We start from the raw sequence: 18,942 nt of genomic DNA, 5'->3' as shown, positions 1-18,942 counted from the left end.
TCCGACCGCTTTTTTTGCCGGACGGGAGATTGGGAGGGGCGGCGGTGAAAAGTCAATCCGCAGCGAAGGGCGTTGTTGCGGAGAGTGGGGCGGCCACGCCGCGCGGCAGCACCGCAAGCACCTTGAACAGTTCGCCCATGGCGTGCGGGCCGGCGAGGCGCTCGACGGCCTTGGCAATCTTGTCGCGCGCCGCCTGGGAGGCATCGGCGCCGAGCCGGCCGGCGCGCTCGAGAATGCCCATGCCGAGCAGGAAATCGCCCTGCGTCGACAGATGGGCGTCGAGGCCGTGCGCGCGAACGGCTGCGGCAAGAGCGCCGAAATCGACATGGGTGGTGAGGTCGGCCTCGCCGGGATTGGCCAGCACATCTTCGTGATTGTGGCCGCGCAAGGCCTGCAGCGTGTCCCCGACGCCCGGCTGGAGATGGCCATAGTCGAGGAACAGGCCGGCACCGCCATGCTTGGATATGCGCTCGGCAATGGTCGCCATCAGCGCCGTGCGGGCCGGCGCCACTTCGACGATAGCGCCTTGCGGTGCGTCAGCGGCATCGGCGGGCAGCAGGGTCGGATCGACCGAACCGGCACCGGCGAAGAAGCGCAGCTCATTGGTGTCGTCGAGGCCGACCATGCGCTCGCGCCAGCCGGCGCCGGCGCGGACGAACTGGCGGACGGGCACGGCGTCGAACAGTTCGTTGCCGACTATGAACAGCGGCTGTTGCGGCAAGGTCTCGATGGTCTCGTGCCAGCCGATCACGAAGGGTGTGACGCCAAGCGTCTGTTTCTGCACCTCGGCCAGACGCGGGCTGGTCTCGATCATGGCGAAGGCGGCGCCGTTGGCCAGATCAGGATCAAGCCGCGACAGGGTGCGCAGCATGTCCTTCATCAGCGTGCCGCGGCCAGGGCCGATCTCGGCGATGGTGGCCGGCAGCGGCCGGCCGCTCGCCAGCCAAGCCTGATACATCCACACAGCGACCAGTTCGCCGAACATCTGGCTGATCTCCGGCGCGGTTATGAAGTCGCCGGCCGTGCCGAAGGGCTCGCGCGTCGTGTAATAACCGTCCTGCGGGTCGAACAGGCACAGTGCCATGTATTCGTTGATCGGGATCGGCCCCAACGCCTCGATTAGGTCGACGATGCGGGTTTTCAGCCGTGTCATGCCGGCCGCGGCTGCGCCACCGGCTTGGCGGTCAGCATCGCCCAGATGCCGGCCAGCACCATCGGCGTCGACAGGATCATGCCCATGGTCAGCCAGTTGGTGCCGAGGAGATAGCCGAGCTGCTGGTCGGGCTCGCGGAAGAACTCGACGAAGATGCGCGACAGGCCATAGCCGCAGATGAAGGCGCCGCCGACAAAGCGCGGCGTCTTCAGCTTGAGGCGAGAATGGGTGAGGATGCGCAGCACGAGGAACAGCATCACGCCCTCGAGCACTGCCTCGTAGAGCTGGCTCGGGTGGCGGGCAAATGGCCCGCCATTGGGGAATTCGAATGCCCAGGGCACGTCGGTTGGCCGCCCCCACAGCTCGGAGTTGATGAAGTTGGCGATGCGCACCAGGCCAAGGCCGACCGGCACGCCGGCGGCCACGACGTCAAACAGCGACCATGTGCGGATGCCGCGCTTGATCGAAAACAGCGTCATGGCGAGGATGACGCCAAGCAGGCCGCCATGGAACGACATGCCGCCTTGCCAGACCGCGAAGATGTCGAGCGGGTGGGCAATGTAACGCGCCAAATCGTAGAACAGCACATAGCCGGTGCGGCCGCCGAGCACGACGCCGATGGCCGCCCAGACGATGAAATCGTCGAGGTCTTCCGGCTTCATCGGCAGGACGCCGTTCGGCCACAGCTTGGCATTGGCGGCGAGCCGCTTGGCGTACCACCAGGCGAACAGGATGCCGACGATGTAGCCGACGCCGTACCAGTGCACCGCCAGCGGTCCGATCTGGATGAGGATCGGGTTGATGTTGGGGAAGGGTAAGGAGGCCAGCGGCAGCAGGAAATATTCGTTCAACGGGGAACTCTCGATTGCGAACGCGTTTGGGCGCGGACCATGCGGCAGGCTTTTGGCAGGGTCAAGGCAAGGTGGGCGCCGTCAACTGTCGGGGAACAGGATCGGTCCAAGGTCCATCGCGCCGTGCAGGATGTGCAGTATCTCTATGGTTTCTGGGGCCAATGCGATAGAAAATCAGATAGTTGCCATGGACGCGCCGCCGAATGCCTGAGGATCGATGCCGCTCGAAGAGTGGATACCGCTCCGGCATGGGGCGCAGTTCCATGCAATCGCGGCGCAATTCCTGAATGAACGTCACCGCACGAAATGGGTTGTGCAGCGCGATGTAGTCACCAATGGCTGCAAGGTCCGCTTCAGCCCGACGGGTGAAGACCAGCCGCTTCACCTGTTCTTCTCTGCCATCGCCTTGTATTTGGCTTCGAGTCTGTCCAGCACCTCGTCGCCGGGTTTCACCCGGCCGGCGTCGGCATCTGCAATGCCTTCCGCTAGGGCTGCGTCGAGGGTGGCAAGGCGCTTTTCCCGCTCTTCGACGAGGCGGACGCCCTCACGCAGCACTTCGCTCTTCGAATTGTAGCGGCCGGTGCTGACGAGCTGGTTTACGATATCTTCGAGACGGGTGCCCAAGTCGGCGCTAATGGCCATGATGATGTTCCCAAAAAGACACCCCAGATAATAATAGTTATTGATCGAACTTGCCAGTGATTTGAGCAAGGGCAGATCCGACTTGATGCCGCAGCAGGCTTCAACGTTCTTGCATTCCGCGCGCAGCGCCACTACGTCATTTCGAGCAAGCGAGGATTTGCCATGTCGACCGGACCGAACCGCATTCTCGATGAATTCGCCAAGCTGATGACCGACGCCGCCGGGGCCGCGCAGGGCGTGCGTCGTGAGGTCGAGACCGCCTTCAAGGGCCAGGCCGAGCGCATTCTCAACACCATGGACGTGGTGCAGCGCGAAGAGTTCGAAGCCGCGCGCGAGATGGCCGCCAAGGCCAGGGAAGAAAACACCCGTCTTGCCGCCCGCATCGAGGCGCTTGAGGCGAAGCTTGCCGAACTGGCGGGTGACGCCGCACCGGCGGCGGCGGCCAAGCCCCGCGCAAAAAAATAATCGTTAAACTTTTCCACATAGCCCGATCCTGAAAAGCGCTTTGCCGTGAATCGCTTAACGGCATTGCATGAATCTTTGTGACAGCGGCTTTCCACATGCGAATGACGCAGTGCGAAAAATTGGGCTGTTCACGCGAGTCCCGATCAATAGACTGAATTTGTTGCATGATTCGGAGCAGGGTCATGCGGCCGGGCGGTGGGGTCCGGTCTGGAGTCTTTGCGTCGAGAAGAGCTCTTTGCGCGAAGAAAGTCCTGGCCGTCCGAGTTCTAGACAAGATTGTTCGTTGTGTGTGCCCTCCCGCGGAGCGTGTGGCGGCGCTCGTACAGAACGACAGGAAGCATTCCATGGAACTTCTCGAACTCGAATTCTCCCGCGAAATCCATCCGGTGGATGTTATCGAGCAGGTGGCCCACAACAACGACTGGTCCTTTGAGCGGGCCGGCGACGACGAGATTTCGATCTCGGTTGCCGGAAGCTGGACCGACTATCACGTCTCCTTCTCGTGGATGGAGGATTTCGAAGCGCTGCACCTGGCCTGTGCCTTCGACATCAAGGTGCCGGAGACCCGCGCGCTGGAAGTGATGCGGCTGCTGTCGCTCATCAACGAACAGATGCTGTTTGGCCATTTCGACCTCTGGGAGCAGGAGGGCGCGATCATGTTCCGCCAGTCGCTGCTTTTGGCCGGTGGCGTCGAACCGTCGAGCCAGCAGGTCGAAGTGTTGCTGTCGTCAGCGCTGGAAGCCTGCGAATGCTATTTCCAGGCCTTCCAGTTCGTCGTCTGGTCGGGAACCTCGGCCAAGGACGCATTGGCCGGCGTGCTGTTCGAGACCTACGGCAACGCCTGAACCACGGTAAGACGGAAGATGAGTTCGAGCAGCGCGCTTAAGCCCGAGATCAGTTTTGCCGATTTCGATCGTGTCGACATCCGCGCCGGCACGATCGTCGAAGCCGAACCGTTTCCGGAGGCGCGCAAGCCGGCATTCAAGCTGAAGATCGATTTCGGCGCCGACATCGGCATCAAGAAATCGTCGGCGCAGATCACCAAATACTATGCACCGGAGACGCTGATCGGCCGGCAGGTGTTCGCGGTGGTCAATTTCCCGCCGCGCCAGATCGGGCCGTTCATGTCGGAAGTGCTGACGCTCGGCTTTCCCGACGAGGAGGGTGCCGTGGTGCTCGGCGCCATCGAGCGCAAGGTGCCGGACGGCGGCAGGTTATTTTAGGCCGCCAGCTTCCGCGTCGTTCCCAGTGCTTCCTCGACCGTGTCGAGGAACATTTCGGCGCAGGCTTTCCAGCTGTAGCGCATGGCGCGTTCGCGCGCCTGCGTGCGGTCGACGTTGAGCGCGGCGAGCGCTGCCTCGCGCAGGTCGTTGGAGACCGCGCCACCAAAACCGTCGCCGACGATGTCGATCGGCCCGGTCACCGGATAGGCGGCGACCGGCGTGCCGCTGGCCAGCGCCTCGATGATGACGTTGCCGAATGTGTCGGTGCGGCTCGGGAAGACGAAGACGTCGGCCGAGGCATAGATCTCGGCCAGTTCGTCATTAGGGCGGTGGCCCAGGAAATGCGCCTGTGGGTACTTCGCCTTCAACCTGGCAAGCTCGGGGCCTTCGCCGACGACCACCTTGCTGCCGGGCAGGTCGAGGTCGAGGAAGGCGCTCAGATTCTTTTCGATGGCGACGCGGCCGACGCAGAGGAAGACCGGCCCGGGGAAGCCGAGATCCTTCTTCTTGTCCGGCCGGAAATGGTCGGTGTCGACGCCGCGCGTCCAGGGCCGCAGCTTGGTGAAGCCGCGCGCCGAAAGGTCGTCGGCGAGCGACTGGGTGGCGACCAGCGTGCCCTGGCCGGAATTGTGGAAATCGCGCAGCCAGCGATAGGCCCAGCTTTCCGGCACCGGCAGGCGGGCGCTGAGATATTCGGGAAAGCGCGTGTGATAGCTGGTGGTGAACGGCCGGCCGGCATTGCGGCAATAGCGCCGCGCCATGATGCCGAGCGGACCCTCGGTGACGATATGGATATGGTCGGCCTTGCCGGCCTCGATCAGGCGCGCGACATGGCCGGGCGTGGTCAGCGCCAGCCTTATGTCCGGATAGGTCGGCAAGGGCAGTGTGCGAAAGATGTTGGGCGTCAGGAAATCGACCGCGACATCGAAGGATTTCAGCGTTTCGGTGAGCCGCTCCAGCGTGTGGACGACGCCGTTGACCTGCGGGCGCCAGGCGTCGGTGACCATCAATATGCGCATGGCGGCCCTTTGCAGGAAAGGTCGACGGTTGCCTTGAGACGCTGCCGGAACGGCGACCGGCCTGCTGCCCTCGCTTCGCTCCGGCGCACCCGGACGGGCACGGGGTCGAAGTGAGGCGGCAAGGCCGAATCAATTGAGGTCGCGCGCTTCATGCGCGCTCTTGATCATGGTTTCATGACGGGCGGATGAAGCCCGGTCCTCCGCGGATTATGCGGGAACCTTGATCACCGCTCGCAGGCCGCCGAGCGGGCTGTCGTCCAGGGTGATGTCGCCGCCGTGGCTGCGGGCGATGTCGCGGGCAATCGACAGGCCGAGCCCGGTGCCGCTGGCGTCGAGGTTGCGCGCCTCGTCGAGCCGCACGAAAGGCTTGAACACGTCTTCGCGCCTGTCGGCCGGAATGCCTGGGCCGTCATCGTCGATGGTAACCAGCAGCGAGCCGCGGCCATGGGTGGCGTTGACCTCCACCGTCTTGGCATAGCGGAAGGCGTTGCCGATGACGTTGGACATCAGCCGGGCGAAGGCGTTCGGCCGCACATGCACATCGGGGTCGCCGGCAAGCGTCGTCGACAGCTTGCGCTTGCGCAGCCTGGCCTCCTCGCCCAGCTTCTCGAAATAAGCTTCGAGATCGAACCGTCCGGCGTCTTCCGAAGCCTCGCCACGGGCAAAGGCGAGATAGCCTTCGAGCATCGACTGCATGTCGTCGATGTCCTGGTCGAGTGCCGCCTTGGTCTCGGCCTTGCCGCCGGCCAGCGCCAACTGCAGCTTGAAGCGGGTGAGGATGGTACGCAGATCATGACTGACACCGGTCAGCATGGCGGTGCGTTGCTCGATCTGGCGTTCGATGCGCTCGCGCATCTGCATGAAGGCAAAGCCGGCGCGACGAACCTCCTCGGCGCCACGCGGCCGGAAATCGCGCGGCATCGGCCGGCCCTTGCCGAAGCTTTCGGCGGCTTCGGCAAGCGTCAGGATCGGCCGGATCTGGTTGCGCAGGAAGGGGATGGCGATCATCAAGAGCACCAGCGAGGTGCCGACCATCCAGATCAGGAAGATGTGGGTATTCGAGGCATAGGCCTGGCTGCGGCGCACGAAGACGCGCAGCACCTTGTCCTCGAGCTGGACGCGTACCTCGATGATATTGGAATTGCCGACCGTGTCGATCCAGAACGGCCGGTTGATCTGGCGGGTGATTTCGGATGAGAGAACGTCATCGAGGATCGAAAAGAACGGCTTGGGTCCTGGCGGCGGCAAGGGATCGGGCGGCAGCAGGTCGACTTTCAACTGCATGCGGTCCTGGGCGATGCGGATGATGCTGGTGTAGTCGGCGTCGTGCGGGTAGGTCTCGATCAGGTCGACGATGGCGGCGATGTCGCGCACGGTGGCTTGCGACAGGCGCTGCGTCACGGTTGCCCAATGGCGCTCCATGAAGACGAAGGCGACGACCGATTGCAGCAGGATCATCGGCGCGATGACGATGATCAGCGAGCGGGCATAGAGCCGCTTGGGCATATAGAGCGAGACGAGGCGCCAGAAGCGGTTCCAGGCGCGTGGCACCGCCTTCAGCGGCCGCGTGGCGCGTGCGCTCAAGCCGCCATTGCCCGGCTGTTCCAGTTCCGTGGTTGCCATTCGCTCTTTTCGCTTGCCCGCGGCCGTTCAGCCGGCCGCAGGCGGCATTCTATTCCACGCTGAGCCGATACCCAATACCGCGCACGGTCTGCAGCCAGACCGGATTGGACGGATCGCGCTCGATCTTGCGGCGCAGCCGGTTGATCTGGACGTCGATGGTGCGCTCGCCGACTTCCGAATCGTCGCCGACAAGCTCGTGGCGAGGTATCGTCTCACCTGCCCGCGCGGCGAAGATCGCCAGGATCTCCTGCTCGCGGTCGGTCAGCTTCAACGCCTCGCCGCCACGCTTCAATTCGCGCCTGGCGATCTGGAAGGTGTAGGGGCCGAAAACCAACTGCTCGACCTTCGGCGTGGTCGCCGGGCCGCCGCGGCGCAGGATGTTGTTGATGCGCAGGATCAGCTCGCGCGGATCGAAAGGTTTCGGCAGATAGTCGTCGGCGCCGGCCTCCAGCCCGCTGATGCGGCTGTCGGTCTCCGACAGCGCCGTCAGCATCAGGATCGGCACGTTCTTTTCGGCGCGCAGCGACTTGGTCAGGTCGACGCCTGTCTCGCCGGGCATCATGACGTCGAGCACCAGAAGGTCGAAGTCGAGGCCGGCAAGTTTGCGCCTGGCTTCGTCGGCATTGCCGGCGACGGTGACGCGAAAGCCGTTTTCGGTCAGATACTGCTTGAGAAGATTGCGGATGCGGGTGTCGTCGTCGACCACAAGCAGATGCGGTGCATCGTCGTCCGGTGCGGCCGCGTGATCTACCCGTTCAGTGCTCTCCATGGTTTTTCCCTGACATTTTTGCGGACCCCAGGTCGATCTGCGCTCTCAGTTCCGGATCGACCATCGCTTCGAGGAACCGTTCCACCAAGGTCCGTTCGGTTATTCCGGAATCTTCCAATGCAGCATGGATGCGGCGCGACTGTGGCCGCGCCAGCGCCAGCGCCAGCGCACGGCCCTTGGCCGTCGGATAAAGCTCCCGCTGGCGGCGGTCGCGTGGACCTTGCAACTGCACGACATGATCGGTGTCGATCAACTGCTTGAGCACGCGGGCCAGGCTCTGCTTGGTGATCTTCAGCACGTCGAGCAGTTCGGCGACCGTCAGGCCCGGCCTGCGGTTGACGAAGTGCAGCACCCGGTGATGGGCACGGCCGAAACCGTAATCGGCCAGGATCTGATCCGGGTCGGAGGTGAAGTCACGATAGGCGAAGAAGAGCAATTCGATGATGGCGAAGTCGATGCCGTCCTCGTCTGACATCGCGGTCCTGATCGGTTTCCCGGCTGCGTGGCTACGATCCGTCATCATTTCTCCGTGGGAAAGAGAGATTATGTCAGTACTATTGACGTAATTTCCCTGCAATGGTAATTTTTGACAAGCTTTTGGGCGCATTGCGAACGAAAAGGCAAGGCAAGCCGGTTTTTCCGGAACTTCCTTAGTTTGCCAGAGCGCAATTATCCGCCTACGCTCCTGAAAAAGCCGCCTTCGATAGGCGACAAGAACACACAACGACAAAACACTATGCGGGCTGCCGCCCGCGGGAGGTTACCATGGCATCCGTTCCCTTCGATCAACTGGAAGGCTTCATCTGGATGAACGGCGAATTCGTCCAATGGGGTGACGCCAAGATCCATGTGCTGACCCATGGTCTGCATTACGCCAGCGCCGTCTTCGAGGGCGAGCGCGCCTATGGCGGCGAGATATTCAAGCTCAACGAACACACCGAGCGCCTGCATGACTCAGCGCGCCTGCTCGGCTTCAAGATTCCCTATTCGGTGGCCGAGCTCAACGACGCCTCCACCACGCTTCTGAAGAAGCAGGGTTTCCAGGACGCCTATGTCCGGCCGATCGCCTGGCGCGGCAGCGAACAGATGGGCGTTTCGGCACAGAACAACCGCATCAACTGCGCCATCGCCATCTGGCAGTGGCCGAGCTATTTCGATCCGGCGCAGAAGCTGAAAGGCATCCGTCTCGACGTGGCGGAATGGCGGCGGCCCGACCCGCGCACCGCCCCGTCCAAATCGAAGGCCGCCGGCCTCTACATGATCTGCACCATGTCCAAGCACGCCGCCGAGGCCAAGGGCTATGCCGACGCCATGATGCTCGACTGGCGCGGCCAGGTCGCGGAAGCGACCGGCGCCAACATCTTCTTCGTCAAGGACGGCAAGATCCACACGCCCATGCCAGACTGCTTCCTCGACGGCATCACCCGCCGCACGGTCATTGGGTTGGCCAAGGATCGCGGTCTGGAGGTGATCGAACGTGCAATCCTGCCGGAAGAGCTGGAAGGCTTCCAGCAGTGCTTCCTGACCGGCACCGCAGCGGAAGTAACGCCGGTGTCGGAGATCGGACCTTACCGATTCGAGGTCGGTGAAATCGCCAAGAACCTTATGGATGACTATTCTGCCGCCGTTCAACCCAAGCACGCGATCGCCGCGGAATAACGATAGTCACAGCTTTTTTAGCAAGCAGGGGCGGTTTTAGCGCCGCCCCTTCTATTTAAGCATTCTTGCATTTGACTTTCGTCCAATTCGGCGTCTCATGATGCTGTCGGCCCGGGAGGCTGGCAGTTATGGAGGGACTAATCATATGGACATGAACACGCTTCTTCCGATCATCGTACAGGTGATTACAGGTATCATCGGTGGTCAGGCGGTCGGTGCGGCGCTCAAGACGGCGGCGATGGGTCAGCTTCCCAAAATCCTGGGCGGAGCCATTGGCGGCGTCGGCGGCGCGGCGATCCTCGGCAGCCTGCTTGGTGGCGGCGCGGTTGATCCGGCGGCTGCGGCAGCGGCAACGAGCGGTCTCGGCAGCGCGCTGAACCTGCAGAATATCATCGGCGGCGCCGGCGGCGGCGCGATCCTGACCGGCATTCTCGGCGCCGTCATGGGCGCGATGAAGAAGTAAGCAGGGGCCATTCGGTCTTCAAATGGGCGGCTTCGGCCGCCCATTTCCGTTTTGGGGCTACTGACTGTTCGCCCTTCGGGGGGTGGACGCCCTTTACCAGCGTCTCTAAATCACGGCTGGCATAGCGAAAGGACGATTATGGGTCAGCTCAATGCCGGCATCGTGCCGGTCACACCGTTCCAGCAGAATTGCACCATCCTGTTCGACATGGATGACAAGCACGGTGTGGTCATCGATCCGGGCGGTGACATCGACAAGGTGCTGGCGGCGCTGAAGGACAATTCGATATCAGCCGATGCGATCTGGATAACGCATGGCCATATCGACCATGCCGGCGGCGCCATGGAGCTAAAGGAAGCGCTCGGCGTCGAGATCATCGGCCCGCATGAGGCCGATAAGTCGTTGCTCGACAATCTGGAAAACCAAGGCATGCGCTACGGCATTGCCGGTGCGCGCAATTGCGTGCCCGACCGGTTCCTGACCGAAGGCGAGACCGTCTCGTTCGGCTCGCATGTGTTCGAGGTGTTGCACTGCCCCGGCCATGCGCCCGGCCATGTCGTCTACTACAACCGCGCGGCCAAGTTCGCCCATGTCGGCGATGTGCTGTTTCGCGGCTCGGTCGGCCGCACCGACCTGCCGGGCGGCGACCATGCGGCGCTGATCGCCTCGATCAAGAACAGGCTCCTGCCGCTCGGCGACGACATCGGCTTCATCTGCGGCCACGGTCCCGGTGGACGTTTTGGCGAGGAGCGGCGGACCAATCCTTTCCTCGTTTAGGGCCGCCGATATCACCGGTCCCAAATCCTGCGATGCTCCAAACAAAAAAGCGCTGGCCTTGCGGTCAGCGCTTTTTGTTTTGGGGCAGGGAAGCCTCAGTTGGCGGTGCAGAAATGCTGTTCGCCGTCATTGCCGGTGAACGTGCCGGTACGGGAATTGAAGGTGCGGTAGCGGTCCGAGCAGTATTCGTACCAGTCACGCGTCCACGGCTCGGCATAACGATCGGCGTAGACAACCCTCGGCTCCGCATAGTAGCGGCGGACCGGGGCCGGGCGCACCACTACGTCACGATCGTAGTAACCGTCATCGTAGTAGCGGTCAGCGTAGGGCGGGGGCCGGTCATTGGCCAACGCGCCACCGATCAGTGCGCCGGCCGCGAGGCCGAGGACGCCGGCGGCGATCGCATCGCCATTGCCGTGATGGCCGTGACGGCGCCAGTCACGCGCATCGGCTGCGGGCAAGGTCGCGAGCGTGGTGGCGGCCACGGCAGCGGCCAGGACGGCGGTTTTGAAAATTCGGTTCATCTTGGTCTCCTTCGTGCCGGCCCGTGCAGTTTCGGGGGATGCGGTCCGGCTTTACCAAAGACTAATATGCGACCGTGGCTGAACGGGGGCTGAACGGATTTTGACGTGTTTGTTCAAAAAAGACGTCAAAAATCACACGCTCTCAAGGGGCGAAACTGCCCGCCCACAGCCTGAAGCCGGCTCAGCCGACCGACAGGTTGACGGCCTTCGGTCCCTTGCCACGCTTGTCCGGCTCGGTGTCGAATGACACTTTCTGCCCATCCTCGAGACCGGGAAGACCGGACGCCTGCACGGCTGAAATATGGACGAAAACATCCTTCGCGCCATCATCGGGCGTGATGAAGCCGAAGCCCTTGGCATGGTTGAAGAATTTGACGGTGCCGGTCTGCGGCATGGGAAGCTCCTTTGTCCCATAAACTCCAGTCTCGGGCCGGCAAATGCCCGAGAGGAAATTTGTCCTTTATTTTAGCGTCATCGGCAAGAGAAAGTTTTACGGGCAGTCAAAGGGCGTCGCGGCGATCTTCGGGTCCTTGTTTTCATGCCTGTCGTTCCCCCAAACAGGCCACTTTTGGGCGACATGCATTGGTCCGCGTCTTCGGCACGAAAAAGGCACGACGAAGATCGCCGCGCCTTTCAAAATTCAGATCCCTCTCCAAGCCAGGTTCAGGCGTTGGAGCCTCCGTCGCGCGTCAGAGGACGTCCCGATAGCTCAGGCCGCGCGGAGATTGACAGCCTTGGGGCCTTTGCCCATGCGGTCCGGCTCGACGTCGAAGGTGACCTTCTGGCCATCGACGAGCGTGCGCAGGCCCGAAGCCTCGATGGCGGAAATATGGACGAACACATCCTTGGCGCCGCCATCGGGCGTGATGAAACCGAAGCCTTTGGTCGCGTTGAAGAATTTAACGGTGCCGGTCTGGGCCATTGGGGAAACTCCTTCACCCGTTCAGTCTTTGGTGGTTCTGCCCGCCGCCTGGCGCAAAGGGCAGTTCCTGGTGGTTGCTTCGGCAGTCATGCATTGGCGCATGGTCAAAACCCCCGCCGAAAACGGGGCCGTCAGAGATTCACAGTATCGGGGAAAGGTCGTCCAAAACGTTCCGCTCTCCGGGTCGCAAATGCCCGAACACGGAATTTATCGCACGGAAACGTGATGGTTGCAAGATAGCGCCGCGGGCCGCCGCATTGGCGCATCCCGACGCATGGATCGACTGACCTGAGCATCGATCGGCTCGGCATAGGCTTGCTTGCCGGCCGGGTCATCGGCCAGAGCCGGGCCACGAATGGGCCAGATGTCGAGATGGCCGAGGAGGCTGATGCCGACCACGGCCGAGGCACCGTTTCCGGCTGAAAGGGCTGCAAACGGGGGTTGCAATTGGCAAGGGATTGGCGAGGATCGGCAACCGGGACGCGATCGTGGGAGATCATCATGAAATTTCTGGCGGCAATCTTTTCGCGGCAGGGTTTTGTCATCCTGTTGCTGTCGGCAATTCTTGCCGCCTGCGCCGTCGTCGTCGATGAAGGACCGGGGCCGCGTCCGCGTCCGCCACGGCCAGAACCGCAATATTGCAGCAAGCAGTACGAGCCGGTCTGTGCCCGGCGCGGCGGTGACCGCCAGACCTTCGCCAATGCCTGCCTTGCCGACCGGGCCGGCTATCGCATCGTGCGCGATGGTCCGTGCCGCGACGGCGGTGGCGGTGGCGAAGAGCAGACGTTCTGCACCCGTGAATACGCTCCCGTGTGCGCTCGTCGGAACGGCGAGATGCGGACCTTCCCCAACGCTTGCGAGGCCCGCGCCGCCGACTATCGCATCGTTGACGACGGGCCGTGCTGAGGGGCAGGGCGTATCTTGCCTTTACACCTTTTTGTGGGAGAAAGTGGCCGAGCAAGCTCGGTGCCGCCCGCCATTCACCGATTGGGCGAGTCGGGAGTCTCGCCGGCCCTTCGGGCCCCCGCAAGGGAGAACCGAGGCGTTCGGTCATATTTCCGTCGGATAGGCTCCGTCAGCCGGGCCGGCATAAAGCTCGCTGCCATTGTCGTCGCAAATACGCAGGCGATCGGGGATTTGCGGCATGGCCAGCGTGTGGAACAGCGCGGTGGCACCCTGCAGCGCGGCGCGCAGGTTCGGCGCTTCCAGCGACACCTTGTCGAGCGTGGCTTCGTCGGCGTCGCGCGACCGATAGAACTCGATGAAGAAGTTCAAGCAAGCCTCCGTGGCAGAGCGTTGCGCGGGCCTGTTATGTCAGTCCGTCGCCTCACATAGGGCGACGGAGAGGGCGCACGAGGCGCCCTGGATGTCAGCTCAGCCCTTCGGCTTTGGCTTCAGGCTGCTCTCGGCCTGCTTGACCGACGAGCCGAATGGGGAGGCGGGCTTGGCCACGACCTTGTCCTTCTTCGGCTTGCGCACTTCGCGGTTGCTTCGCTGTTGACCCTTGGACATGGTGTGCTCCTGCTGCGTGTTGGCTTGGCTTTGCGGTGGGGATCTCAGACGGTGACAACCGGGCTGTCGGCAACAACCGGATCGGCCGGTTCGAGATTGTCTTCGGTGGTGACCCGCTCATGGGTCTCCTGCTCACTGCGGATGCGGTATTGCGGCGAGCCGTCCTTGACCGGCAGCCGGCTCTTGATCTGGAACAGTTCGGCGGTCTTCTGGACCAGGCCGGTGCGGCTCTTCATCCGCACGGTCTGACCAATCGCAAACTGGTGCGCGGGCGTGTCGGTGCGCGGGCGCGCATTCTGCTGGAAACGGATCATGCTGCATTCTCCCTGTCGCGCTTCAGCGCTGTTTCGAGTTCGAGGTAATCGATGGCGACAAGCTGGCTGGTGGGCGGGTTTTTCACTGCCCTTGCCGGCAGATGGATGAAAGTGGCGATACGGCGCCAGGCAAGCCGTGACATGCCCTCGATCAGCTCTTCGTCGTGATCGATGTCGTAATCGCCGGCCGGCAGCTGCCCTTCCAGTCCGCCGAGCACGAAAGGTGCCGCGAAATGCGCGATGGAGTGTGTGGTGCGGTCCGGCATTGTCTTAACCTATGCAAAGCAGCGATGCTGAAGCAAAAAAAGCGGGGACGAGCCCCGCTTTCCTATTTCCGGCAGTCGCTGGAAATAAGCCGCTTTCGAGAGCTGCCAGTACATCCGTGGTCAGCGTTCATCGAATTCGGCCGGATCAGATCAATTGCAAAGCGGCCGACTCGCGGCCCTTGGTGTCACGCTCCAACTCGAACCGCAGCTTCTGGCCTTCGGCGAGGCCGGGAAAGCCGGCGCGCTCCAGCGCGCTCACATGGACGAAAACGTCCTTGCCGCCATCGGTCGGCTGAATGAAGCCAAAGCCCTTCTGGCCATTGTAGAACTTCACGGTTCCGGTGTTCATGTGGGTCTTTCGAAAAAATGAGACATGGCCGCGGAGCGAATAGGCGCGCCCGGTATCGATGATTGGAATGAGATTGGCGGGTCGAGAACCTCTGACGCCGCGAGATGCCAATTCTGGCCCAAAGCGATCCTGTCTATATAGGCTAATGGGGCTGATTGTTCAAGAAGATTCCTGAAAACCTCGGACGGCGACAAAAAAATAGATCGCTGTAATTATTTGAAAAATTCTGATATGGATCGGCGACTTTCAAAAAAATGCTTAAATTTACGCTGGGCCGATTGTCCCAGAACTTGCATTTTATTTATTCACGGAAGGAAAAACTATGGTTTCTGTCAGAACCCCGAGAGGCACGATCGTAGCGACGATCATCAAGCAAACCGTCATACACGCCGGTGCCGCTGGCCCGACCGGCAAGCCGATGATCGTCAAGTCGGCGCGGCTGACCATCAGAAGCGATGAGGCGGCAAGGCGAACGATCGCCGATACCGATGGCACCGTGAGGCGGGCCAGACAGGTCGCCGAGACCAACCGCCTGATCTGACCTTCGCCGTTGATGGCAAGGGCGAGATACCAAGCGAAGCCTTGAACCCGCCGCGCCGATGGCCTAGACCGCCACAGGCGGACAAAACACGGCAGGTTTCCCATCAACAGAGATCAGAGACGAGCGGCGGGCGCGGGAGCCAGATCTGGCGCTGGGGGTCAGCCACCGCTGGGGCTCGACCAGCGTGTGCAGCAGGCGCTGCAGCTGCATCAGGCCGGACGCCGGCAAGAGGCCGAGGCGGTCTACCGGCAGGTGCTGGCGCAAAAGGCCAATCACGCCGCCGCGGCGCATTTCCTGGGGCTGCTGCTGCACCAGACCGGGCGCGGCGCCGAAGGGCTGGACCTGATCGAACAGTCGGTGCGCCTGCAGAGCGGCAATCCGGATTTTCAAAACAATCTCGGTACGGTGCTGCGCGACCTCGGCCAGGTCGCTGCCGCCGTCGACTGCTTCCGCAAGGCGGTGACGCTGCGGCCCGATCAGTTGGCGGCGCGCGACAATCTCGGTTCGTCGCTGAAGCAGCTCGGCCAGTTCGAGGGTGCCGAGGAGATCTATCGCGGCACGGTCGGGCGCAATCCCTTCCATGTCCGCGCCCGCATCGGTCTTGCCGAAACGCTGCAGGAAGCGGGACGCCTGGACGAGGCGCTTGCCGTCTTCCGCGAAGCGCTGGCGATCCGGCCTAAGGATGCCGACCTGCTGCATGGGCTCGGCGTCGGGCTGATGGAAAAGGGCAAGCTCGATGAAGCAGCCGACCTGTTCCGGCAGGCGCTGGCGGTCGATCCCGGCATGGCGAGAGCCTGGCTGATGCTGACGCAGGTCAAGCGCCAGAAGGAGCGCGACAGCGAACTCGCCAGCATGGAGGCTCAGCATGCCAAGACGCCGCAGGACAGCCTGGCGCGCATGCAGTTGTCCTTCGGTCTCGGCAAGGCCAATGACGATCTGAAGGATTATGGCCGGGCCTTCGACTATTTCGCCGAAGGCAATGCGATCCGCCGCAAGGGGATCGACTACGATGCGGCCAAGACGCGGGCCGAGTTCGAGGCGATGAAGGCAACCTTCGACGCCGGCTTCTTCGAGAAACACAAGCCCAGCTCAATCAGCGACGACACGCCGATCTTCGTCGTCGGCATGCCGCGCTCGGGCACGACGCTGGTCGAGCAGATCATCGCCAGCCATCCCCAGGTCTACGGCGCCGGCGAGCTCAGCATCCTGAAGACGGCGGTCGGTAAGCAGTTTCCCCTGACCATGAAGGGCGGCTTTCCCGCAGGGATCGCCGATATGCCCGACAAGGCTTTCGCCGAGGCCGGCGAGGCCTATCTCGACATGCTGCACGCCCGCTATCCCGGCTTCAAGCGTGTCACCGACAAGATGCCTGGCAACTTCCTGCTGATCGGCTTCCTGCATCTGATGCTGCCGAAGGCCAAGATCGTCCATTGCGCGCGCGATGCGGCCGCCACCTGCCTGTCGATCTACAAGGTGCATTTCCGTGGCGATAGCCATCGCTATGGCTACGATCTCGGCGAACTCGCCGATTTCCACAATCTCTACACCGACATCATGGCGCATTGGCACACCGTGCTGCCCGGCGTCGTGCATGATGTACGCTACGAGGATTTCGTCGCCGACCAGGAAGGCCAGACGCGGGCGCTGATCGCTCATCTCGGCCTGCCTTGGGACGATGCGGCGCTGTCCTTCCACGAGACCGACCGGCCGGTGCGCACCGCATCCGCCGCGCAGGTGCGCCAGCCGATGTATCAGGGCTCGGTCGATCTGTGGAAGCGCTATGGCGACCGGCTGAAGCCGCTGCTAGACAAGCTGGATTAGCGGCCTGGTTACAGTTTAGCCGAAGTCCCCAAGCTTCGTCATCCACGGGCGGAGCAGGCGCGCCTACAGCTCCATGAAGGGCTGGAAGCCACCGACGATCATGCGCTTCATATCGAACGGCATCGGCCCCCAATCGGGTGTCAAGCGCGGGTCTGCCATCACCTTGGCCATGACGGCATCGCGGCTCTCCCGCGATTCATAGACGGCCCAGGAGAAGACGACGATCTCGTCGTCCTTGGCCTGCACGGCGCGCGGGAACGAAGTGACCTCGCCATAGGGCACGTCGTCGCCGATACATTCGACATAGGCGAGCGCGCCATGTTCCATCCATATAGGGCCCGCGAGGTTGGCCAGCCTCTTGTAGTCCTCGAGATTTGCCTTGGGCACGGCAAGCACGAAGCCATCGACATAGGACATTTTGGGTCTCCTCCTGGAAGTTCACAGGGCCTCACCGACGCCTGCCGGTGAGGGGCTTCGCCATTGGCGGCGGATCAGGCTTTCTTCACCGGCGCGTTCATTGCCCACTCGACGCCGAACGGGTCGCGCATATTGCCCCACTGGTCACCCCAGAACATAACTTGGAGCGGCACGGCGACTTCGCAGCCGGCATCGACGGCGCGCTTCCACCAGGCGTCTATGTCGTCGCTGCCGAGGTGAAGCTGCATGGTGTAGCCTTGCGGCTTGACGGCGGGCATCCCGTTTTCGGGATAGAAATCGGAGAGCATCAGCGTCGAGCCGTTGATGTGAAGGTGAATGTGCATGGTGCGGCCTTTTTCGTCCGCCGGATAGGCAAAGACCTGCTCCGCGCCGAAGGCCTTCTTGTAGAATTCGGCGGCCTTGAAGGCGCCATCCAGTTGCAGATAAGGGGTCAATCCGCCGAGCACCTTGGCCGCGGGCTGAACGGGGGTCTGATCAGTCATGTCTTGCTCCTCTTCGCGTTTGGCCTTGCGAGACATAGGACGGATGAGGTGGCGGCGATCCTACATGGCCTCGAATTTTTTTCGGACAAACCGGGCAACCGGCGGGCTTGAGCGAGAAGCGTGAAACGAACTTGCGTCGGCGCCCCCCAATCGGGCGATACGCATGACTGACCAGCGGCATAGTTGCCGGCCCCCGGCTGCATGGGTCAGGGTGCTCTGCGAATCCGGGGGCCGTTCCGCGCATCGGTCACGATTTCCGGCCAACCGATGTCCTTGCGCAACTCGATCGGCAGTGAAAGGAGCGCGCGCTCGCTGCGATAGCGGGCGCGGGCTTCCATGTAACGGGTGGTGATGCGGCCTATGGATGACAGGGTGAACATGATGCTTTGTCCTCGGTTGAAGCCGGCATCATTGTGTCGGCATTCCAAGGACGCGGTGCGTGGCGATCATCCGACAGACGGTCGAAAATTTTTGCTGGCAGCGTTTGATATCTTATTCAGGCGCTGCCGAGCGGCGCCTACGCAACCTTGAGCGTCGGGATAGCTGAAACATCGACTTCACGCTCTGCATGCCAGGCATCGAAAGCCGCCTGCATTCGAAGCCAGATCGCGGCGCCGTCGCCGAACAGCTTCCCAAGGCGAGCGGCCACTGCCGGCGAAACCGGCTTCTTTTCGCGGATGATGTCATAGAGTTGCTGCCGGGAGATCCCGAGCAGATTTGCAATTTCCACCTTGGTCTTTCCAGTTGCCGGGATAATGTCCTCAAGCAGCGCTCCCGGGTGGGAGGGACAACGCTCAATAGGACGCGTCGGCTCGTGCACGGTCATAAGTCTAACGTCTCCAATCTGGCCGCCTCAGTGGTATTGCTCGAAATCGACGCGGGCGGCGTCCTTGCCGTCGAATTCGAATGTGATGCACCACGGGCCGTTGATGTGGACCGTGTAACGGATGGGATCGAAGCCTTTCAGCGGGTGGAAATCGAAGCCGGGGAGGTTCATCTCTTCCGGCTTCTCTGACGCTTCCAGGCGGTCAAGCCGGACAAGAATGCGCTTGTGCATCTTGGCGTCGATCTTGCCGGTTTTTCCGGTTTGAAAGAGGTCCAGCAGCTTGTTCTTGAAGGACTTGATCAT

At 62.4% G+C, this 18,942-nt stretch carries 30 protein-coding genes; 9 read left to right on the top strand and 21 right to left on the bottom strand.

What is annotated here, in order from left to right; genetic code table 11:
- Window positions 1–52 precede the first annotated feature (52 nt).
- The 4 genes from NKH02_RS20955 to NKH02_RS20940 all read right to left on the bottom strand — a co-directional run bounded on the left by NKH02_RS20955 (window position 53) and on the right by NKH02_RS20940 (window position 2,646).
- Window positions 53–1,153, bottom strand: coding sequence for a class I SAM-dependent methyltransferase (locus tag NKH02_RS20955; RefSeq protein ID WP_352881134.1), 1,101 nt, complete (start codon window positions 1,151–1,153; stop codon window positions 53–55).
- A complete protein-coding gene (gene lgt / locus NKH02_RS20950; RefSeq protein WP_352881132.1) occupies window positions 1,150–2,004 on the bottom strand; it encodes a prolipoprotein diacylglyceryl transferase in 855 nt (284 codons plus the stop codon). Before lgt ends, NKH02_RS20955 begins: the two co-directional genes overlap by 4 nt.
- Window positions 2,005–2,065: 61 nt before the next feature.
- Window positions 2,066–2,389: a type II toxin-antitoxin system RelE/ParE family toxin gene (locus NKH02_RS20945; RefSeq protein ID WP_352863910.1), complete on the bottom strand. Its 324-nt coding sequence runs from the start codon at window positions 2,387–2,389 to the stop codon at window positions 2,066–2,068.
- On the bottom strand, window positions 2,386–2,646 hold the full coding sequence (locus NKH02_RS20940; protein WP_352863974.1) for a type II toxin-antitoxin system ParD family antitoxin: 261 nt from the start codon (window positions 2,644–2,646) through the stop codon (window positions 2,386–2,388). Before NKH02_RS20940 ends, NKH02_RS20945 begins: the two co-directional genes overlap by 4 nt.
- A gap of 162 nt (window positions 2,647–2,808) precedes the next feature.
- Between NKH02_RS20940 and NKH02_RS20935 the strand changes: the two genes are divergently transcribed.
- The 3 genes from NKH02_RS20935 (at window position 2,809) to NKH02_RS20925 (ending at window position 4,334) form a co-directional block, all read left to right on the top strand.
- The gene (locus NKH02_RS20935; protein WP_109659791.1) at window positions 2,809–3,111 is read left to right on the top strand and encodes an accessory factor UbiK family protein; all 303 of its coding nucleotides are present in this window, start codon (window positions 2,809–2,811) and stop codon (window positions 3,109–3,111) included.
- 344 nt (window positions 3,112–3,455) lie between these two features.
- Entirely contained in the window at window positions 3,456–3,956 is a 501-nt protein-coding gene (locus NKH02_RS20930) for a type III secretion system chaperone family protein (RefSeq protein WP_013893499.1), read from the top strand.
- Between the two features lie 18 nt (window positions 3,957–3,974).
- Entirely contained in the window at window positions 3,975–4,334 is a 360-nt protein-coding gene (locus NKH02_RS20925; RefSeq protein ID WP_352863908.1) for a tRNA-binding protein, read from the top strand.
- Here NKH02_RS20925 and NKH02_RS20920 read toward each other — a convergent pair.
- From NKH02_RS20920 to NKH02_RS20905, 4 genes are all read right to left on the bottom strand, one after another.
- Entirely contained in the window at window positions 4,331–5,353 is a 1,023-nt protein-coding gene (locus tag NKH02_RS20920) for a glycosyltransferase family 4 protein (RefSeq protein ID WP_352881130.1), read from the bottom strand. The two genes, NKH02_RS20925 and NKH02_RS20920, sit on opposite strands and share 4 nt — an antisense overlap.
- Before the next feature lie 207 nt (window positions 5,354–5,560).
- A complete protein-coding gene (locus NKH02_RS20915; protein WP_352881128.1) occupies window positions 5,561–6,976 on the bottom strand; it encodes an ATP-binding protein in 1,416 nt (471 codons plus the stop codon).
- Window positions 6,977–7,025: 49 nt separating this feature from the next.
- The gene (locus NKH02_RS20910; protein WP_352863903.1) at window positions 7,026–7,745 is read right to left on the bottom strand and encodes a response regulator; all 720 of its coding nucleotides are present in this window, start codon (window positions 7,743–7,745) and stop codon (window positions 7,026–7,028) included.
- Window positions 7,732–8,265, bottom strand: a complete 534-nt coding sequence (locus NKH02_RS20905) for a MarR family winged helix-turn-helix transcriptional regulator (protein ID WP_352881126.1) — start codon at window positions 8,263–8,265, stop codon at window positions 7,732–7,734. The genes NKH02_RS20910 and NKH02_RS20905 overlap by 14 nt, the downstream gene beginning before the upstream one ends.
- Before the next feature lie 245 nt (window positions 8,266–8,510).
- Here NKH02_RS20905 and NKH02_RS20900 point away from each other — a divergent pair, with 245 nt between their 5' ends.
- The 3 genes from NKH02_RS20900 (at window position 8,511) to NKH02_RS20890 (ending at window position 10,644) form a co-directional block, all read left to right on the top strand.
- Window positions 8,511–9,404: a branched-chain amino acid aminotransferase gene (locus NKH02_RS20900; RefSeq protein WP_352863899.1), complete on the top strand. Its 894-nt coding sequence runs from the start codon at window positions 8,511–8,513 to the stop codon at window positions 9,402–9,404.
- Window positions 9,405–9,549: 145 nt separating this feature from the next.
- Window positions 9,550–9,867, top strand: a complete 318-nt coding sequence (locus NKH02_RS20895) for a hypothetical protein (RefSeq protein WP_352863897.1) — start codon at window positions 9,550–9,552, stop codon at window positions 9,865–9,867.
- Window positions 9,868–10,005: 138 nt separating this feature from the next.
- Window positions 10,006–10,644: an MBL fold metallo-hydrolase gene (locus tag NKH02_RS20890; RefSeq protein ID WP_352881124.1), complete on the top strand. Its 639-nt coding sequence runs from the start codon at window positions 10,006–10,008 to the stop codon at window positions 10,642–10,644.
- Between the two features lie 95 nt (window positions 10,645–10,739).
- On the opposite strand, the gene NKH02_RS20885 is transcribed toward NKH02_RS20890, so the two are convergent.
- From NKH02_RS20885 to NKH02_RS20875, 3 genes are all read right to left on the bottom strand, one after another.
- Window positions 10,740–11,168 carry a BA14K family protein gene (locus tag NKH02_RS20885; protein WP_352863893.1) on the bottom strand — a complete coding sequence of 143 codons (429 nt, stop codon included), beginning with the start codon at window positions 11,166–11,168 and terminating at the stop codon, window positions 10,740–10,742.
- Window positions 11,169–11,349: 181 nt separating this feature from the next.
- A complete protein-coding gene (locus tag NKH02_RS20880) occupies window positions 11,350–11,562 on the bottom strand; it encodes a cold-shock protein (protein WP_013530020.1) in 213 nt (70 codons plus the stop codon).
- Between the two features lie 315 nt (window positions 11,563–11,877).
- Window positions 11,878–12,090, bottom strand: a complete 213-nt coding sequence (locus NKH02_RS20875; protein ID WP_006202520.1) for a cold-shock protein — start codon at window positions 12,088–12,090, stop codon at window positions 11,878–11,880.
- A 501-nt stretch (window positions 12,091–12,591) separates the two neighbouring features.
- Here NKH02_RS20875 and NKH02_RS20870 point away from each other — a divergent pair.
- The gene (locus tag NKH02_RS20870; RefSeq protein WP_352881122.1) at window positions 12,592–12,996 is read left to right on the top strand and encodes a Kazal-type serine protease inhibitor family protein; all 405 of its coding nucleotides are present in this window, start codon (window positions 12,592–12,594) and stop codon (window positions 12,994–12,996) included.
- A gap of 144 nt (window positions 12,997–13,140) precedes the next feature.
- Here NKH02_RS20870 and NKH02_RS20865 read toward each other — a convergent pair whose 3' ends face one another.
- From NKH02_RS20865 to NKH02_RS20845, 5 genes are all read right to left on the bottom strand, one after another.
- Window positions 13,141–13,365: a hypothetical protein gene (locus tag NKH02_RS20865; RefSeq protein WP_352881120.1), complete on the bottom strand. Its 225-nt coding sequence runs from the start codon at window positions 13,363–13,365 to the stop codon at window positions 13,141–13,143.
- Window positions 13,366–13,464: 99 nt separating this feature from the next.
- On the bottom strand, window positions 13,465–13,602 hold the full coding sequence (locus tag NKH02_RS20860) for a hypothetical protein (RefSeq protein WP_352863886.1): 138 nt from the start codon (window positions 13,600–13,602) through the stop codon (window positions 13,465–13,467).
- Between the two features lie 44 nt (window positions 13,603–13,646).
- Entirely contained in the window at window positions 13,647–13,916 is a 270-nt protein-coding gene (locus NKH02_RS20855) for a hypothetical protein (RefSeq protein ID WP_127265761.1), read from the bottom strand.
- A complete protein-coding gene (locus tag NKH02_RS20850; RefSeq protein ID WP_352863883.1) occupies window positions 13,913–14,182 on the bottom strand; it encodes a hypothetical protein in 270 nt (89 codons plus the stop codon). The genes NKH02_RS20855 and NKH02_RS20850 overlap by 4 nt, the downstream gene beginning before the upstream one ends.
- Before the next feature lie 145 nt (window positions 14,183–14,327).
- On the bottom strand, window positions 14,328–14,531 hold the full coding sequence (locus NKH02_RS20845; RefSeq protein ID WP_352881118.1) for a cold-shock protein: 204 nt from the start codon (window positions 14,529–14,531) through the stop codon (window positions 14,328–14,330).
- Between the two features lie 322 nt (window positions 14,532–14,853).
- On the opposite strand from NKH02_RS20845, the gene NKH02_RS20840 reads away from it, so the two are divergent.
- Both NKH02_RS20840 and NKH02_RS20835 read left to right on the top strand, forming a co-directional pair.
- The gene (locus tag NKH02_RS20840; RefSeq protein WP_352881116.1) at window positions 14,854–15,072 is read left to right on the top strand and encodes a hypothetical protein; all 219 of its coding nucleotides are present in this window, start codon (window positions 14,854–14,856) and stop codon (window positions 15,070–15,072) included.
- 186 nt (window positions 15,073–15,258) lie between these two features.
- On the top strand, window positions 15,259–16,893 hold the full coding sequence (locus tag NKH02_RS20835; RefSeq protein WP_352881114.1) for a tetratricopeptide repeat-containing sulfotransferase family protein: 1,635 nt from the start codon (window positions 15,259–15,261) through the stop codon (window positions 16,891–16,893).
- A gap of 63 nt (window positions 16,894–16,956) precedes the next feature.
- Here NKH02_RS20835 and NKH02_RS20830 read toward each other — a convergent pair whose 3' ends face one another.
- The 5 genes from NKH02_RS20830 to NKH02_RS20810 all read right to left on the bottom strand — a co-directional run bounded on the left by NKH02_RS20830 (window position 16,957) and on the right by NKH02_RS20810 (window position 18,942).
- A complete protein-coding gene (locus NKH02_RS20830) occupies window positions 16,957–17,310 on the bottom strand; it encodes a DUF1428 domain-containing protein (RefSeq protein WP_352881112.1) in 354 nt (117 codons plus the stop codon).
- Between the two features lie 74 nt (window positions 17,311–17,384).
- A complete protein-coding gene (locus NKH02_RS20825; RefSeq protein ID WP_352863874.1) occupies window positions 17,385–17,813 on the bottom strand; it encodes a VOC family protein in 429 nt (142 codons plus the stop codon).
- Window positions 17,814–18,019: 206 nt separating this feature from the next.
- Window positions 18,020–18,193, bottom strand: a complete 174-nt coding sequence (locus NKH02_RS20820; protein ID WP_352881110.1) for a hypothetical protein — start codon at window positions 18,191–18,193, stop codon at window positions 18,020–18,022.
- A gap of 137 nt (window positions 18,194–18,330) precedes the next feature.
- Window positions 18,331–18,639, bottom strand: a complete 309-nt coding sequence (locus NKH02_RS20815; RefSeq protein ID WP_057143482.1) for a HigA family addiction module antitoxin — start codon at window positions 18,637–18,639, stop codon at window positions 18,331–18,333.
- Between the two features lie 27 nt (window positions 18,640–18,666).
- On the bottom strand, window positions 18,667–18,942 hold the full coding sequence (locus tag NKH02_RS20810) for a type II toxin-antitoxin system RelE/ParE family toxin (protein ID WP_352881108.1): 276 nt from the start codon (window positions 18,940–18,942) through the stop codon (window positions 18,667–18,669).

Origin of the sequence: Mesorhizobium sp. M1396 (genome assembly GCF_040317725.1) — a bacterium.
Taxonomy (GTDB): domain Bacteria; phylum Pseudomonadota; class Alphaproteobacteria; order Rhizobiales; family Rhizobiaceae; genus Mesorhizobium.
The sequence above is the reverse complement of the archived record's forward strand: the minus strand, read 5'-3'. Positions and strand labels throughout refer to the sequence as shown.